This is a genomic window from Boseongicola aestuarii (genome assembly GCF_900184815.1).
In the GTDB taxonomy this organism is placed as follows: Bacteria; Pseudomonadota; Alphaproteobacteria; order Rhodobacterales; family Rhodobacteraceae; genus Boseongicola; species Boseongicola aestuarii.
In genome coordinates this window covers 122,383-138,562 of the sequence record NZ_FXXQ01000006.1, presented here as the reverse complement: position 1 = coordinate 138,562, position 16,180 = coordinate 122,383, and the positions used below count along the sequence as shown (strand labels likewise).

Here is a 16,180-nt window from a genome sequence, read left to right as displayed (position 1 = left end):
CGTCCTACTCTGCCGCGCTGGCGCTTGGTGGGGTTGTCCTAGCCACCGCCTTAAATGCAGTAACAACTTTGTCGAGAGCCGCGCTGTCCGGATCTTTTACGGCGGCAAGACGTGCTTGAAGAACCGCGTCCGCCAACTGCTCACACGACAGGCTACCAAACAAACAAGGCTCAAGTATCTCAGTTTCGATCAGCGACCAGTTTCGGATTCCGCGCTTGTAGGTCGAGCCGTAGCCACGGACGAGACGCGCCGTCTCAACGATCTCAATGGTCGCCTCGGGCATTTTGTCCAGTGCCGCCTCAACATACCGAAGCCAGAGCGCAAGCCACTCCATCTCTTCATGATGTCTGAGGCTCTTGGGACGCCAGCGCTTGGCATATGCGAGGGCTTTCAGCCTGATGAACCCGGAAAACCGAGTGGTCTTGACCTTCATCGGGAGAGAGCTGCTGCTCCAACCGCGCCGCTCGGCCAGGGAAACCAACGGTTTACCCAGTGACTTCGGCAGCAGTCCAAAGATCTCCTCGGGTCCGGGCTTCATAAATTCCTTAACGTCGACAATTTCACCCAGCCGTGCCTTCGCTTCGCCCCGAACCCGAGACAATCGGGCCTGCCGAAGTTTCAATTCAGCGACCCGGTGCGTGTCTTCATAGCTCATGCGCAACGCCAAAAGACGCGCCAAGGCAGCAAGCATTTTAGGAGTGGCGTTGTTGTGCGCAGAAATACGCCTCAGGTGCTCAAGATACTCAGACGCGTAGACTGCATTCTGATAATCTGTCAGTCGTCTGACGCCTTCCGCCGCAAGACCTGCGGCCTCTTGGGGCAAGAATCCAGTCTCATCCGTAGGCTCAAGGGCCTGTACCTCGTCTGTCGCCACCGCAGGTTGGTTTGCCGGTTTGGCACCCCCCCTCAGATCGGGCACGGCCACCGCCTCCGCGGCCAGCGCAAGCCCGGCCTCAAAGCCACGGAGATTGGCGTCGGACACGCGTTTTCCGGACTGAATCGCCTTGCGAAAACTCTCTAACGGTATTGGTAAAGCCCCCGAACCAGCAACAAGCCCCATCACCACCGAATTCAGATGAGCCGACACACCGAGTGCCGTCTTTGAAAGATCGAAGATGCTCGCTTCTGCGGCAAAAGCCCGGCATGTCGCAATCATCGGCTCAACGTCAAGTCGACCGTCCTCCATGGAGCTCTTTTCATCGACAGTATACGTCCTGTGGCTCGAGGCGAGGAGACGCGTCCGCTCTGGAGTAACAAACCCTAGCTTGACCATCCGCACGGCTTCCAAAAGCTCCGTCGCGACTAAGAGGTCCACGCGCCCCGGTGCTGGATGGAGTGCCATCACCGGCTTGGCCGTGCCCATCTTTGGTAGAAACTCCAGGTAGTAGGTTGTTGCACCGGTGCGTTGAGCAACGCCAGGAACCGAGGTCCGCTGGACCCACAGACCGGCATCCAGTGCGGCGCTCGTTAGCCAACCGGCCAACACACCGCCCCCCTCGCCGCCCATCGCCGCAATCAATAAGCGTTTGGGCTGGGTGTTCGCCGCCCCGCTCATTCCGCCGGCACTCCAACAGCGCCAGATGACTTCGCATCGCGATCTCCAGCGGGCTCGACATCCCCACCGAAGAGCCGGATCAGGCGATCGGAAATCCGCTTTGAGAACCTGTCCCATTTCGTCGGGTTCTGAATGATATCAATCTGGGCAAATGAAGGACACAGTTGGGCCGCATGGCTCACCTCTCCACATAAGCCACAACCAACACAGTCGTTATTGACATGAGCCACTGGGTCCGTGCGGAGAGGGTCGGGATTTGGCTTGATCGTGAGAGATGGACAACCTGAAAGTCGGATACACGAATGATCGCCCGTACAGGTCTCTTCATCGACCCAGAAGCGGGTGCGAACCACACGCTCGCCTCTGCCCACAGCTTTGGCCAAAGCGGGCTTAAGGCGGCGCTGGCGCGCAAGTTGGCATTCGCCTTCCGCCAAAATGACCTTCAGACCCTTTTGCGATGTCGTCCGCGCTTCCCGCAATGTCTTGACCATCGTCGAGACTTTGTAATTGTCCACACGCTTGATCCACGTGACACCCAAGGCCTTGAGAGCCTTCTCCATATCTAGGCCCTTGCCACGACCCTGATCTTTCGGACGACTGGACGGCAAATCCTGTGCGCCTGTCGCACTCGAATAACCATTGTCCATGACAACAAGAACGGAATCGTCCTGATTGAAGACAGACCCCGCGACGCCGGTGAGCAGACCGTTGTGCCAAAAACCCCCGTCGCCCATGACGGTGAAGGGGCGTTTGTCCTGCGTCGCCGAGACCGCGGAATTCGCGGCAAGCGACATGCCGTAACCAAGGATCGAATGCCCCTGGCTGAAGGGCGGAAAGGTCGCCAACGCGTGACAGCCGATATCGACCGAGACATGAACCGGTCCAAGTTCCTCGCGAACTAGCTTCATTGCAGTAAAGACTGGGCGCTCTGGGCAACCTGTGCAGAACGTGGGCGGACGGGGTGGCAGCGTCCCAGGGGCGTCAGCCTCGAGCGCAGCAAAGTTGGCGTCAACACCGTCCAGCCAAGTTACGAGATCACCGGGATCGCGTCCGTATTTCTGCAAGAACGCCGCCACCCCTTTGCCGACCACAGCTGCAGTATATTCACCGGCCTCCGGAAGCACGTCCTTGCCGTGTACCGCTGTCTGCAAATCCGCCTGACGAAGTATCTTTCCCACCGCGAGTTCGATGTATTCCGGCGTCCCCTCTTCCACGATTAGAACAGCTTTCTTGCCCCTCGCGAATTCAATAATCTGATCGGGTACCAAAGGATGTGTAACGTTCAGTACCATGGTCGAAACAGAGAGATTTCCGTAAATATCTGAAAGCCCTGCTTCGGCGAGGCACCCATTGAGCCCGTTGAACAATCCGCCTTGCGTGATGATGCCAATGTCATCACTTGCAGGCCCCATGAACTCGTTCAGTTCATTCTCGACTATGTACTCGCGTGCTGCGGGCAATCGCCGCGCAACCTTGTCTTTCTCCTGAACGAATGTCACCGGCGGGTGCGCCAGACGCGCATAGTCAAATGGTGCGGGTTCGGCGAATTTTTCTCTTGTCGACTTTGGTGGTGCAACGTTGTCTTTGGTCTCGAAACTGCCAAAGACGTGGCAGGCGCGGATGCGTAACTCCATGATAACAGGCGTGTTTGACGCTTCGGACAGACCAAAGCTCTTTTCGACCAGATCCACGATCTTTGGCAACTCCGGTCGTGGGTCAAGCAACCATAGCGAAGATTTGAGCGCATAGGCATGTGTACGCTCCTGAATGACACTTGCTCCTTCGCCGTAATCTTCGCCGACGACAATTAACGCTCCGCCAATCACGCCAGGCGACGCGAGGTTCGACAGTGCGTCTGCGGCAACATTGGTACCGACTATTGATTTCCACGTCACACACCCCCTCAGCGGATATTGGACCGAGGCAGCAAGCATGGCAGCGGCAGAGGACTCGTTGGTACACGTCTCAAGATGAACACCCAATTCGTCTAGGATATCCTCGGATTGAACCAATACGTCGAGAAGATGACTAACCGGCGCGCCCTGATACCCACCGACGTAGGCGACGCCCGATTGCAACAAAGCCTTGGTCACGGCGAGAATCCCTTCGCCATAAAACGTGTCACCATCCCCGAGCTTCAGGTCTTCGATTTCCTTCTTGAACGACACTTCCATGACATCAAACTCCCTATGCGGTCCGCCACAGATTAAGCGAAGCGCGCCTTAACATCTTCCGGAATGGGAAAGCTCTTTATTCTTTCCGGGTCGTCCGGATGCCGTCCAACCCACACGCGCGTCTCCCAAGCCTCTATCGCCAGATCGTCGCCCTTTAGAACGCGGTGCTTGATGTCGAAGCTCGAACGTTTCCACTCTGAAACATGTGACTCGATGGTGATCGTTTCCCCCCATTTCGAAGGAAGGATAAAACGCGCACCGGTATCAACCATCGGATAGCCTACCATATCGTAGGTCTTGACCATCTCGTGTTTTTTTAACCCCGCAGCCGCGAAAAGGGCGACGGTGGCATTGTCGAACATCACGAAATAGCGGGGATAATATACGATCCCTGCAGGGTCACAATCGCCCCACTCGATGAATACATCCTTGCGATTGATGAGCGGCATATCGCTAGCGCCCAAGCATGGTGTTTGGAAGGAACAGAGCGATGTCCGGAAAGGCGACCAATAGGATCACGCATACTCCCATTGCCAGCCAAAACGGCAGAATGCCCCAGTAGACTTCACTTAGAGGCACATGGGGTGCTACCCCTTTGACCACGAAGACGTTTAATCCCACAGGTGGCGAAATGAGGCCCATCTCCAGAACGACCACCATGATAATCCCAAACCAAATTGGATCGTAGCCAAGCGTCGTGATGATCGGCAAGACAATAGGAACCGTCAGTACCATCATCGCGAAGCCTTCCATGAAGGTACCAAGGATGATGTAGACAAAGATGATTACCATCAGGATCGCGAATGCGGGGATCGCAAGCTCACCGATCCAATCAGCAAGATTTACAGGGATCCGTGTCAGAGCGAGAAAAGGCGCAAAGAAATGCGCGCCAATAAGTATGAAAAAGACCATGGCCGTCGTCTTGATCGTGTCGAGAAGGGCTTCGAAAAACCTCGCTATCGTAAGGCGACGCGACCAAAGCGCGTGCAAAAAGGTCAGCCCCGCGCCAACTGCTGCGGCCTCTGTGACTGTGAAGATACCGGCGTAAATTCCCCCGATAACAATCAGAACCACAAAGATCAGGGCGCCCGACCCAAAAAGGGTTTTGAATCGTTCTTTCATTGCGACGCGCTCGCCGGGCGGACCCGCATCCGGGTTCATGATCGCCACAATGAAAACCGTTGCGATGAAAAGAAGCGTTAGCAAGAGCCCTGGCAGGAAACCCGCCAGGAAAAGTCTCCCGACCGACTGTTCGGTCAACAGCGCATAGACAATCAAGACCGTCGATGGCGGGATCAAGATGCCGAGGGTACCCCCCGCCGCGATGGAACCGGTAGCAAGACGGGAGCTGTATTTATAGCGCTCCATCTCCGGAAGCGAGACTTTGCCCATAGTTGCGGCCGCTGCGATTGAAGAGCCTGAGAGAGCTGCGAAACCGGCACAGGCGATTATTGTCGCCGCAGCCAAACCGCCGCGCCTATGTCCCACGAAACTATATGCAGCGCGGTACATGTCCGCGCCCATGCCGGAGACGCTGGCAAATGCGCCCATCAGAACAAACAGCGGAATAACGCTTAGCGTGAAGACAGCCGAATAGGAAAAGGCAAATGAGCCCATATTGTTCAACGCAGCCGTGGGTGAGTTGAGAACGGCAATGCCGCTTGCGCCAACAACCATCATGGCCAATCCGATGGGCATTCGAATTGCCAGAAGCACAAAGAGTGCGCCAAAGCCCAGAAGGCCGGCGAGCATCGGGGTCATGAGGTTTCCTTTTGGGGCTTTTCTTGTGGACGCAGGGCTTTCAGTGCGTCGAGCACCAGAACAACCGTGAAGAGACCTGCCGACGTCGCGATAGCAAACTGGAAAGGATATTTGGGGATACGCATCATGTTTGAGATATCGCCGTAACCATATCCTTTCAGCGCATAGCCAAAGCTCTGCCACGCAAGAATACCGAGGACAATCGCCCCAAGTGCGTGAACCGAAAAGTTGAGCCAGCGCATGGACGGCCTATCGAGCCAGTTTGAAAAGAGATCAACGGACACATGACCCCGCATAATCGCCGTATATGGCAATCCGCAGGCGACGATGAGCGACATCGCAAGCTCGGTCATCTCAAAGCCGCCCCGAAAAGGGCGGCCGAAGAAATAGCGTGCGCAGATTTCGTAAATGATCAGAGTGGCCAAACCAGCTAGAATGAGGCCGCCCGCGTAAGCGAGCAGCCTCAGACCTCGTTCGAACCAGCGCTCGAAAGTGTCAAGCATCAGGGCTCAGTTCATTACTTCGACGCCGGCGGCGTCGAGCATGGCTTGACCATCGATACCCTGCTCTTCCATCGATGCCAGCCACTCTACATAGAGCGGCGCGAGAATGTCGGAGATCTCACTCTGCTGCGCTTCAGTCAGCTCGATCACTTCCTTGTCGCTTGCGTCCCGCACGAACTGAATGCTTTCAGCTGCCCGGTCAAGATAAGCGTCTGTCGCCTTCTGGCTCAGTTCTTCGCCAAAGAGACCGTCAAGAACAGACTGATGCTCTGCCGATAGACCGTTGTAGCTATCTTCATTCATCACGATCAGGAACTGCGAGCGACCGAACAGCGGTCCAGTGATGGTGAAATAGTTTGCCACCTCATGCATCCGAAAATCGAGAATAGTGGTGAACGGCACCATCGCGCCATCGATTACGCCGCGCTCAAGTTGTGGGTAGAGCTGAGGGATCGGCATGGCGACTGGCGTCGCACCCATCTTCTCGATTTGTGCAGCTTGCGCAGCCGAAGGCGAACGCAGAAGCATACCTTTGACGTCGGCAAGCGAGCGAATTGGCTTGTCTCGTGTATAGAGGCCGGCATCGTCGGCAGCCCAGAGAGCCGCGACCTTCAATCCTTCATACTCGGGGTCGAAATAGCCGCCCTCAAGCAGATCCCACATTAATTCGGTGGTCGATGTACCATCTGGTCGAAGACCCGGCAGTTCGATCATTTGCGTGCGTGGGAATATTGGCGAAGTGTAGCCCGGCAGCGTAAACACCAGATCAACTGTGCCATCCTGCGCCTGCCGGATCAGGTCCGGCGCTTTGCCGCCAAGCTGCATCGACGGATAGACCGTCATCGTCAGCTCACCGCCCGTCAGTTCGGCAATGTCCGCCGCCAGCGGTTCGATGATCTCGCGCACAATGATGTGACCCGGCGGCACAAAAGTATGAAGCCGAAGCTCGGTCTGTGCATCCGCTGCTGTCGGCGCGAACACGCCCAACGTCGACGCGACGCCAATCGCCGCTGCGGCAACAGCCGATTTAAGTGATACGATGGTTGTCATGTAATCCTCCCATTAGGTTGCTCCTGCCGATATTTCTTCGGTCGTTAGAGCTGTTGAAAACTATACTGCGAAAATCGCGAGTGGCAATTTAGGCTCCCCGATAATTCCATTCTCCTCTCTCGCACCTCAAAGACGGGTCACCTTGAGACGGGTCTTAAGATCGGTCCGGCAAAACGCATGCAGGAAGCAAGTGCGTTCCGAGACATCAAGCATGTCGCGGGCCATGTCATCGCTTTCGGACGTTTGCAGGTGGACATGTGTTTCGACAGGGTCGGCCTCACCTGCTCGCCCGGTTCCGCCTGATGCGCCACCAAGCGAGAAATGGGTGTCCTGCACAATCGAATAGTGCGGCAGATCAAGTTTCTCCATCGACGCCATTCGACCGAATTGGGTCATGAAACAAAAGGCAATGCCGGCCGAGATATAGCTGACTGCGTCCGGTGCGCGGCCCTTCGCTCCTGCAGTGTGGGCCTCTTCACTCAGAAAGCGGAAAACGGAGCCGCGTGGACTGTAAAGGTGCTGTTCGATCTCCTTGAGTCCGTCTTCTCGAACCGTGCAGATGGCCGCGGGATTCAGCGTGCGGTCCTGCTCGTCCGTCAAACTCGACGCCGCAGCAGCCGTACCTTTTGCAACGGCTTTCTCAGGCGAAATACCACGCCGCTCGATCAACGCCACTTCCGTGTCAAAAGGTACAGGCGCCTCGCCTTCAGGGTCATATACAACGCCGCCAGAAAGAGCAGTCGCCCCTCCTACTTCGATTTGCTTGCCATTCTTTGTAAGTGTGAACAGGCTTGGAAGCACGCCCCGCATCAAGCCGTTGAGGGGCGAGGCATGAACTGCATTCATCAAAAGCTCGTTCAATGCGGCTTCATCCAGATCGCAATCAACTTCGACCTCGAGTTCTACCGGCAAAGCCCCTCCAATCATCGTGCGTTTCCGCATAGAACCGTGCATCGTATAGTAATTATTCTGAATGAGACGCAGCCGGTTCAGGGTCACGTTCTGTTTGTCCGCGAGCGCTGTTATTTCATTCATATAGCTGGCAATCATGCCAGTCGTCAGAAATGCAAGAGGACAAGGCGCTGCGTCATGGCCACTGAGATAAGCCCCCTCGTCCGAAACAAGCCGCCACATGAGGCCTGACCTTGCCGAAACAACCAGCGCCTCTTTCTGAAAACCCGAAAGCGACCGGACCCAGGTTCGCACGGCATCGCCACGGCGCACTTCTGGTGGCTGGAGTCCTACGGCTTCTGCGTTGCTTACCTTAAAGAAGGGGCTCAACCCACTCTGGGAAATGATATTTTCACCAAGCTTCATCTAGGTCGCTCCTGTTGCCACAGCGGGATTCTCCGCAGTAATACCATAGCGTGCGACATAGTTGGCCGAGGTCGTTATTCCCCCAAGCGGAAAAAGATGCATTCGCTCAAAGAGCGGCGCGCCCCTCTCGTCGTTAGCATCAGCGACTTCGGTAAGTAGCGCGTCCGGCTCGAATGGCATGACGAGCTTGGAGATGTCTCTGGCGCGCTTTTGCAAAACGGTGAGCGAAGGGCCGACACCGCATGCGATTGCAAATTTGATCAGAGTCTGCAGCTTTGCAGGTCCCGCAACACCGAGGTGAATTGGCAGCTCTATTCCGGCCCGCCGAAGTCGCTTTGCCCAAGCGATAACCCCACCTCCGTCAAAGGCAAACTGGGTCACGATCGCCATCTCGATGCCGTTTGTATGCGCCCATTCCGCCTTCCAGCGTAGCGCCTCGTCAACGACTGATGAACTGCCATCCGGATCGATGTCGCGATTTCCTTCAGGGTGGCCGGCTACGTGCAGCCGGGTGAAACCTGCTTCTTGAAAAGCGCCGGTTTCCAAAAGCTGTCTCGAGCTGTCAAAAGCGCCTGCAGGTTTTGCAGGACTGCCGCCCAAGACAAGAGCTTCGGACACTCCGGCTTCATCCCGATAGCGCGAGACCCAAGTCCTGAACTCGGACTCGTCTTTGATAATTCTTGCTGGGAAATGCGGCATTACAGCAAATCCGTCTCTATTCAGCCGCTTTGCTGTTGCGACCATATCATCGATCGGGGTGCCCTCAATGTGGGCGATGTAGACCCGCGTGCCTTGTGGAAGCAGTGCGCGAAAATCCTCGATCTTGGCCGCCGTTCTCGGCATCACCTCGATTGAATAGCCCTCAAGCACCCGACCGATGGCGGCGTTCGGCGCGCTTGTGGATGCTGATCGAAAAGGAAGAATGGGCATTATTCGCTCTCCATGACCGGGGGCGTTCCATGAGTGTGGAAAGTCTCGATCGTCTTTAGTCCCCAGGCCTGACCCTTCTTGCGTTCTGTCTCGGTCCAGGTGACAGTTTCCCAATCAGGAGCAAGGATCAGCCGCGCACCTGCATTTGCCAGTTCGACCCGATTGCCAGCAGGCTCCCATACATAAAGAAAGAACGTTCCCTGAATCGCGTGTTTGTGTGGACCGGTCTCGATATGCACACCGTTCTCAAGAAAAATATCTGCCGCCCGCAGGATATCCTCGCGTTGATCCATTGCGTAAGTCACATGGTGCAGCCGGGCGTTGCCCCGACCATGCTCTTCAGTACAGGCCAGATCGTAGGTCTTGTTGTTGATTGTAAACCAGCAGCCCCCAAGCCGCCCATTATCAAGCTGAATTTGCTCGGTCACTCGGCTGCCAAGGCAGGTCTGCATGAAGTCGCGAAAGACGCTTACATCATCGGCCAGAAGATTCAGATGGTCGATCCGTCGCGGGCAGGCTCCCTGCGCATGAAAGCGGCTCGACATATTTTTCAGAGCCGCCTTATCTGCGTCGTCGGCTTTGTAGCGGTTCGTCTCCCAGTAAAGCTCAAAGACGTGGCCGAAAGGGTCTTGAAACCGAAAGGCGCGGCCGTGGCTAGGGTCTCCGTCGATCCATCCGATGACCTTGTAATCGCTCGCCTCAATTGACGCCACGCGGCGTTCAAGAGCTTCCGGAGAGACAACACGATAACCAATGTGGCCGACGCCGGTAGTATGGTGACGTGTGAGTTTGAGGGTACAAAACTCGTAGTCATCCCATGCCCTGAGGTATGCACTGTCGCCATCGATGCCGCTAAGTTTCAGCCCATAGACACGCGTGAAGAAATCGAGGGAATCGTCAAACTTGTCCGTATACATTTCGACATGGCCTAGGTGGGCAACATCTTGGATCGGATCGGTCATCTGGCGAAACACTCCTTGGTGGACGTGTGGCTCGGCCCCTTGTCAAAGAGGCCGAGCTGAGTTGATCAAGCTGCCTTGGTGCGCCAGCTGTCAGCGGCGTATCCGGTCCGCACCTCGCTTGCGTAAGGCGTGGGAGAAACGCGCACGCGAATCTCAGCCTGACGGTGCTTTTCCGCCGAAGTCTTGGCAGTATCGTCAGGTTCGCCCCACTTCAGGGTCAGAACGTCGCCGATCTCGACCGATTGATCGACAACGCCCAGAGAAAGGACGCAACGCTCATTGTAGGAATACCCATTAAACATCGACATCCCGACCATTTTGTCGCCATGCATGACCATATCGGCCGAAGATGATGCATAGTTGGGTTGCGGGAAGTCGATCCACTTGTACGGGATGCCGTCGTCAAAGGCCGAGGCGATGACTTTGAGGACATCTTCCTTGTTCCATTCAAAAGTGACTTTCTTCCGGTTGGTCCCGCTTTCCTTCATCTTCTGAAGTGCGGCCTTCCCGATAAAGTCGTCCTTTTTCCATCCGATATAGAAGTCATACCCAAGCTCAAACGGGTTGACGTAGTAATCCTCAATATTATCCGACACAAAGCTGCCGCCGATAGCTCCCGCAGACTCGTACATCTCGGAACCGACCCAATCGCGGTAGTCTGCTAGCATACCGTCCCCCGTGTAAATGCCAGGGAGTGGCGACGGAATCCAACCCGACTCCAGTGTGTTCGTCGAATACGCCCGGCTACCACACTGAACCAGATCGACGCCTGCATCGCGCGCGGCCTGCAGGATGGTCGAGTGGATGTAATGCTTGTCTTCGTAAGGTCCCCAGATCTCGAGACCAGGAGCACCCGACATTCCGTGACGCAACGCCTGCACACGCTTCGAACCAACATTTATCCAGTCGACATGGAAGAACTTGATGTCCTGCACCGGTCCACCATTCATCTTTTCAAACACTTTTGGTGCGTCTGGACCCTGAATCTGATAGCGATAATGCGTGCGCAGGACACGCTCACCCTCAGGACGCGAGGTCGAGCGTGGATCATGTTTTATCCGTACATTCCAATTGCCGTAGGCTGCACAGAACATCAGCCAATTCGAGGTTGGCGCGCGCCCCACAAGAATGAACTTGTCCTCACGCTCGCGGAAGATGATGTGGTCCCCGATCACGTGGCCGTTGGGCGTAACTGGCACGTAGTGCTTGGCCCGATTCAGACTGAAATTCCCGAAAGCATTGATGCCATGATACGCAAGAAATTCTTCTGCCTGAGGACCTTCAACGATCAACTCGTCCATATGATGGCTCTGATCGAAAAGCACTGCCGAATGGCGCCATGCTTCTTGCTCTGTGCGCCAGTTGCGGAACTCCGGCGTAACGACGGGATAGACATACATTCCAATGGTCGAGTTACGCAGCATCTCAACAGGATTGTTGTGCTGCGCCATGACGTCTGAAAGGCTGGGCATGATGGACTCCTTAGATTTTCGATTAATTGGCGGTAACCAGGGATAGCCCCGGAATACGCGTTGTAAGGCCGGGATCGGCATCTCTTAGAAAACTGAAATTCTTGCGCGCAAGTCTTGCATGTTCGCGCATCAACGCCTCGGCGCGCGTCCCCTCGCGCGCCTCGATTGCGCCAAGGATTGCATGGTGTTGATCCTGAGCGCGGACAAGGGAAGCCATGAAGTCCGGGATTGCTTCCTGACCACGCAGAAAAGCATTTGGGGAAGCCAGCGGCATTCGGCAGACCCGTTCAATCTCGCGCTGTATCACGTCACTGCCCGGCATGGCTGCCAACTGCTCGTGAAAACGCGCATTCATCCGAACGTAGGAGTCAAAATCGATAGAGTTGCCATCATCCACAACCTTGTCGATAACCGCCAGCGTTCCACGGGCCTCTTGCATGACCTCATCAGACACTCCCCGTTCGGCGGCCAGACGCGCGGCAACACCCTCAATGACACCCCTCAGCTCAATAGCGTCGTTGATGTCTTCAAGCCGGAAGCGAGCGACACGACATCCTCCGCTGGCGATCCGCTCAAGAAGTCCCTCACCTTCCAGACGGTCCATCGCCTGCCGCAACGGCGTACGCGAAATTCCAAGACGCTCGGAAATCGCGACCTCAGGCAAGCGCGAGCCGGCATCGAATTCGCCAGAGAGGATGAGCCCCCTCAAACCAACGATTGCCTTTTCCACTTGCGTGACGCGGTCTGAGACGCCCATAAATCCTCCCTTTTGCGGCATCAGGGCAGTCGTGCCGCAATTTCCGAATCTATAAAGTGTATACAACTCTACGTCAATAACGCGATTGGGGCGGTTATTTTCGGATTTTACTACGATATTGTATACATAATTGCCCAAACGGCGCGCCAAGCATCAGCTCATCATCAGCATGGCTTAGCCCGATTTCTTCAGGCCTAGTCTATTTTGCGGCGAGACACCGAGCGCTTGCCTATCTGTTGAAAAACCGAACGAGCGCCCCTTGCATGGACGACCAAATCCCTTACCACACCCATTGACATCGAATGCCGCGAGGCCGTGAGGACTACGGAACAAGACACCGGCGGACGAAACCAAATCTGGCAAGCGCCAAGCCAACAAAGGGCGTCGTGATCTCCTAGTCGATCTTTGAAGCGTCCTTGTACATCACTTTGTGGCGCCGCGTCTTGATCCAGTCGGTCAGCTCTTCATCCGTCATGAAGTGGTCGGGATTATATGTATCCCAATGAAGGATTTCTTCCTGTGGTCGACGCCACCGCTTATAGGGCGCTGCAGCCGCCGGACCAAAAAGCATGATATCGAGAACCGATATTTCGTCAGGAATACCCAGCAAGGGCCGGATCGCGTCCTGCGCCTCTTGCTGTCCTATCGCCGTGACCCACCAAACATTGTATCCAAGCGCCGCAGCAGCAAGATGTGCCGACATCGTCGACGCGGCAATTGATTGCAGAAGGATTCGCTCCGCGTTCTCATGATACATCCGATCAAGATCAGAGCCGTCGTTCAGCACCGGAAAAGCATTAGTCCAGCGCATGTCAGAACAAACCACGACAAATCCAGGCGCAGTTGCAAGCCCCCGATAATCGGGTGTTGGGAACTTCATCTTGGCTTTTGCACGAAATCGCTGCTCGGCCACGAAGTAGTCCGTGATCTGCTGCTTCATAGCTTGGTCACGAACGACGATGTATTGCCAGGGCTGCGCATTGGCACCCGAGGGGCCGTGACGCGCAGCCTCAATTATCATCTCGAAATGCGCCTCAGGCACGACGTATTCAGAATCGAATTTTCTGACTGTGACCCGATTACGGATCACCTGCATCAACGCGTCGTATCTGGAAGTATCGCCAATTTCAGGCAGATCGACTTCGGCCTCTGCGGCGTCGAGATCTACGGCGGGGGTTGTATCGGTCATTGGGTCTCCTCCCTGGGTTTATCTTGTCCAGCAAACAACCCGACTCAAGTCAGCGCTTGATAAGCGAGGCGTAGCGCGACGACGGACAAAAGAACCAAAATCAGCTTATCGAACGCCGCTTTTGAGATGTGTTTCGCGGCTCTCTCGCCCAGTGGCATCGCACCAAAAAGCGGAATTGCGGCCAATACCGCCATTCCCGCCCGCTCCCAGTCAAGGACACCTAACGCGATCTGGGTTGGGATTTGCAACATCGACATCATGAAAAAGAAAATTGAAATCGTAGCAATGAATTCCTGCCGCTCAAGGCGCATCGCATTCAGGAAAGTGACCGAGATCGGGGCCGAGATTCCACCAGCGCCCTGCATAAGTCCGCCAAGAAATCCTATGGGCCCGGCGACACGTTCGGCTCTACCACGTTGGATTTTCCAATCTGGTCTGAGTAGCCTGAGGGCAACATAGAAAAAAACGACACAGGCAAGCCCACCCATCAGAGTGTCGGTGGGTAAAGACGCAAGAAGAACTGTGCCCATAGCAGCCCCAAGAGCGCCGCTTATGGCGAAACTCGCCACGAACCTGAAAGACCCCCATCCGTCACGATACGCCCATGCCTGCCAGGCATTGGACATCAAATTCAGAACCGCGAAAATCGCGACCGCATGCTGGACGCCCAGCGCAAGCGCCAGGATTGGCACACCAACAACCGGCGCTCCTGCCCCTGTCGCGCCTTTGAGGAAGCCGCCAAGCGCAATCGCAGAAATCGCGAGGAGAATGTCAAAGACTGTCATCTAGAAGGTGTCCGTTGCGGCCACGCGAACGTCAAGCAAGACCTGCCGCCGTTCCTTGCGAATGAATTCGACCGCGCGGGCAAGAGCCGCGGGCAAATCAACGGCGTTTTCAATACGCTCGGCATGAGCTCGCGAGGCCCGCGCGATTGCAGCAAAATCCGGAAGCGGCTCAAGCGACGTCAGAGGCACTTCGTTTCGCGCCATCGCAGCACCATTCGGATAGGCCCCTCGTACTGCTCGACGAACGGCATTCCAGCCCGCGTTGTTCTTGACGATTGTCAGCACCGGAAGTTCGTGCGCTTCAGCGACCTGGTGACAGGCCACGGGGTTTGCGAACATGTACGAACCGTCACCTACTGCCGCGATCACCAGCCGATCCCGATCCGCCATTTGTGCGCCGAGCGCGGCAGGAAGCCCCCATCCAAGCCCACCAGAATGCGGGTTGCTGAATAGCCGGTTCGGACCCTTCAGGCGCATGAAGCCAGGGACAAGGCCCAGTTCGCTAAAGGCGACCGCCGTTTCATCCATGATATCCGATATAGCCCTGCTAAACCAAGCCGGTGACGCGTATTCACCTACGCCAGGTTTTGATAGTCTGGCCTCGACCTCCTTCACCCGCGCTTGACTCATCGCTTCGACGCGGGCGCGCCGCGACGGGTTCGATGCGGCTCGTTGCGCAAGTGCCTCGAGAACTCGGGCCGGATCACCAACGAGATTGAGGTCGCTTCGAAAGCCTCTGACCGGTCGATCCGCGAACAAAGGATCGGGTCCAACGTGTACAACACGTGAATTTTCTGGTGGTTGCGTCGTGCGTTCTATCCATGGCACGCCACTGTCGAGGACGATGATTAGATCAGCCTCGCCTATGGCGTCTGGAGTATAACCGATCAGCGTCGGGTCGCTTCCGGCAAGCACGTTCCGAACGGAAAAAGGCTCAACCACGGCAAGCCCAAGGTCGCGCGCGCTCGACGACAATACCTCACCAAGGCGTCCCTTGGGATCGCCGCGCTGACAGATGACAAGCGGCATTTGTGCAGCGTCAATCCAGCCTGCCAGTCGGGCTATCTCACCTTCAGACGGCATAACCGCCGCATTCGCTGGCGAAACCGGCGCCGGCGAGAAGTTAGCTGGCAATGCTTCGCAAAGCGGTTCGCGGGGCAAACTCAGATAGACCGGACCCTTAGGATCAGAGTTCGCAATGGTTGCGGCGCGGACGAGAACGCTGTCAGCCTGTTCCGGATAACGGATCTCGTAATCGTATTTGACCGATCCGCGCACCAGCGCAGTCTGATCGAACATCTCCTGTGCGTACTGGATGGGCGTGACTCGTCCTCCTTCTCGCCCAGCTTCCGTCAGGGGTGTCCGGCCAGACAACAGATAAATCGGGATATGATCAGACGCAGAGTTGATCGCGCCCATAACTGCGTTCGCAAGCCCGACGTTCACATGGACCATCACCGCCTGAGGCTCGCCGGTGACCAACCAATATCCGTGGGCCATGCCCACCGCTACTGTCTCATGCGGGATCGTCACGGCTTTCGGGATACAGTGTGTAGGGAGCTTGGCGAGCCCTTCGATAAGCGGCGGAAAATCGGTCCCGGCATTTGCGAATAGATACGTCACCCCAAGGCGTGACAACGCCATCAAAAGAGCATCCGCGCCCGTTTGCGGTGTCATCGTCTCCGCGTTCATTCAGCCTCCCATCGTTCCGCTTGATATTCGCGA

14 protein-coding genes are annotated in these 16,180 nt (G+C 56.1%); all 14 read right to left on the bottom strand.

What is annotated here, in order from left to right; translation table 11 throughout:
* Window positions 1-4 precede the first annotated feature (4 nt).
* The 14 genes from BOA8489_RS10250 to BOA8489_RS10185 all read right to left on the bottom strand — a co-directional run bounded on the left by BOA8489_RS10250 (window position 5) and on the right by BOA8489_RS10185 (window position 16,147).
* Complete coding sequence (locus tag BOA8489_RS10250) at window positions 5-1,555, bottom strand: indolepyruvate oxidoreductase subunit beta family protein (RefSeq protein WP_176440265.1); 1,551 nt, start codon at window positions 1,553-1,555, stop codon at window positions 5-7.
* Window positions 1,552-3,729, bottom strand: a complete 2,178-nt coding sequence (locus tag BOA8489_RS10245) for a thiamine pyrophosphate-dependent enzyme (protein WP_093973925.1) — start codon at window positions 3,727-3,729, stop codon at window positions 1,552-1,554. Before BOA8489_RS10245 ends, BOA8489_RS10250 begins: the two co-directional genes overlap by 4 nt.
* A gap of 32 nt (window positions 3,730-3,761) precedes the next feature.
* Entirely contained in the window at window positions 3,762-4,178 is a 417-nt protein-coding gene (locus BOA8489_RS10240) for an acyl-CoA thioesterase (protein WP_093973924.1), read from the bottom strand.
* 4 nt (window positions 4,179-4,182) lie between these two features.
* Entirely contained in the window at window positions 4,183-5,490 is a 1,308-nt protein-coding gene (locus tag BOA8489_RS10235) for a TRAP transporter large permease (RefSeq protein ID WP_093973923.1), read from the bottom strand.
* Entirely contained in the window at window positions 5,487-5,993 is a 507-nt protein-coding gene (locus tag BOA8489_RS10230; protein ID WP_093973922.1) for a TRAP transporter small permease, read from the bottom strand. Before BOA8489_RS10230 ends, BOA8489_RS10235 begins: the two co-directional genes overlap by 4 nt.
* Before the next feature lie 6 nt (window positions 5,994-5,999).
* Window positions 6,000-7,043 carry a TRAP transporter substrate-binding protein gene (locus BOA8489_RS10225; protein ID WP_093973921.1) on the bottom strand — a complete coding sequence of 348 codons (1,044 nt, stop codon included), beginning with the start codon at window positions 7,041-7,043 and terminating at the stop codon, window positions 6,000-6,002.
* Window positions 7,044-7,169: 126 nt separating this feature from the next.
* Window positions 7,170-8,360: an OsmC family protein gene (locus tag BOA8489_RS10220; protein WP_093973920.1), complete on the bottom strand. Its 1,191-nt coding sequence runs from the start codon at window positions 8,358-8,360 to the stop codon at window positions 7,170-7,172.
* On the bottom strand, window positions 8,361-9,290 hold the full coding sequence (locus BOA8489_RS10215; protein WP_093973919.1) for a methylenetetrahydrofolate reductase: 930 nt from the start codon (window positions 9,288-9,290) through the stop codon (window positions 8,361-8,363).
* Entirely contained in the window at window positions 9,290-10,252 is a 963-nt protein-coding gene (locus BOA8489_RS10210) for a VOC family protein (RefSeq protein WP_093974019.1), read from the bottom strand. Before BOA8489_RS10210 ends, BOA8489_RS10215 begins: the two co-directional genes overlap by 1 nt.
* A gap of 65 nt (window positions 10,253-10,317) precedes the next feature.
* Entirely contained in the window at window positions 10,318-11,724 is a 1,407-nt protein-coding gene (gene ligM, locus BOA8489_RS10205; protein WP_093973918.1) for a vanillate/3-O-methylgallate O-demethylase, read from the bottom strand.
* A 22-nt stretch (window positions 11,725-11,746) separates the two neighbouring features.
* The gene (locus BOA8489_RS10200; RefSeq protein ID WP_093973917.1) at window positions 11,747-12,481 is read right to left on the bottom strand and encodes a GntR family transcriptional regulator; all 735 of its coding nucleotides are present in this window, start codon (window positions 12,479-12,481) and stop codon (window positions 11,747-11,749) included.
* 394 nt (window positions 12,482-12,875) lie between these two features.
* Window positions 12,876-13,670, bottom strand: a complete 795-nt coding sequence (locus tag BOA8489_RS10195) for a nitroreductase family protein (protein ID WP_093973916.1) — start codon at window positions 13,668-13,670, stop codon at window positions 12,876-12,878.
* 44 nt (window positions 13,671-13,714) lie between these two features.
* Window positions 13,715-14,455 carry a sulfite exporter TauE/SafE family protein gene (locus tag BOA8489_RS10190; protein ID WP_093973915.1) on the bottom strand — a complete coding sequence of 247 codons (741 nt, stop codon included), beginning with the start codon at window positions 14,453-14,455 and terminating at the stop codon, window positions 13,715-13,717.
* Window positions 14,456-16,147, bottom strand: a complete 1,692-nt coding sequence (locus BOA8489_RS10185) for a thiamine pyrophosphate-requiring protein (RefSeq protein WP_093973914.1) — start codon at window positions 16,145-16,147, stop codon at window positions 14,456-14,458.
* Window positions 16,148-16,180: the final 33 nt, after the last annotated feature.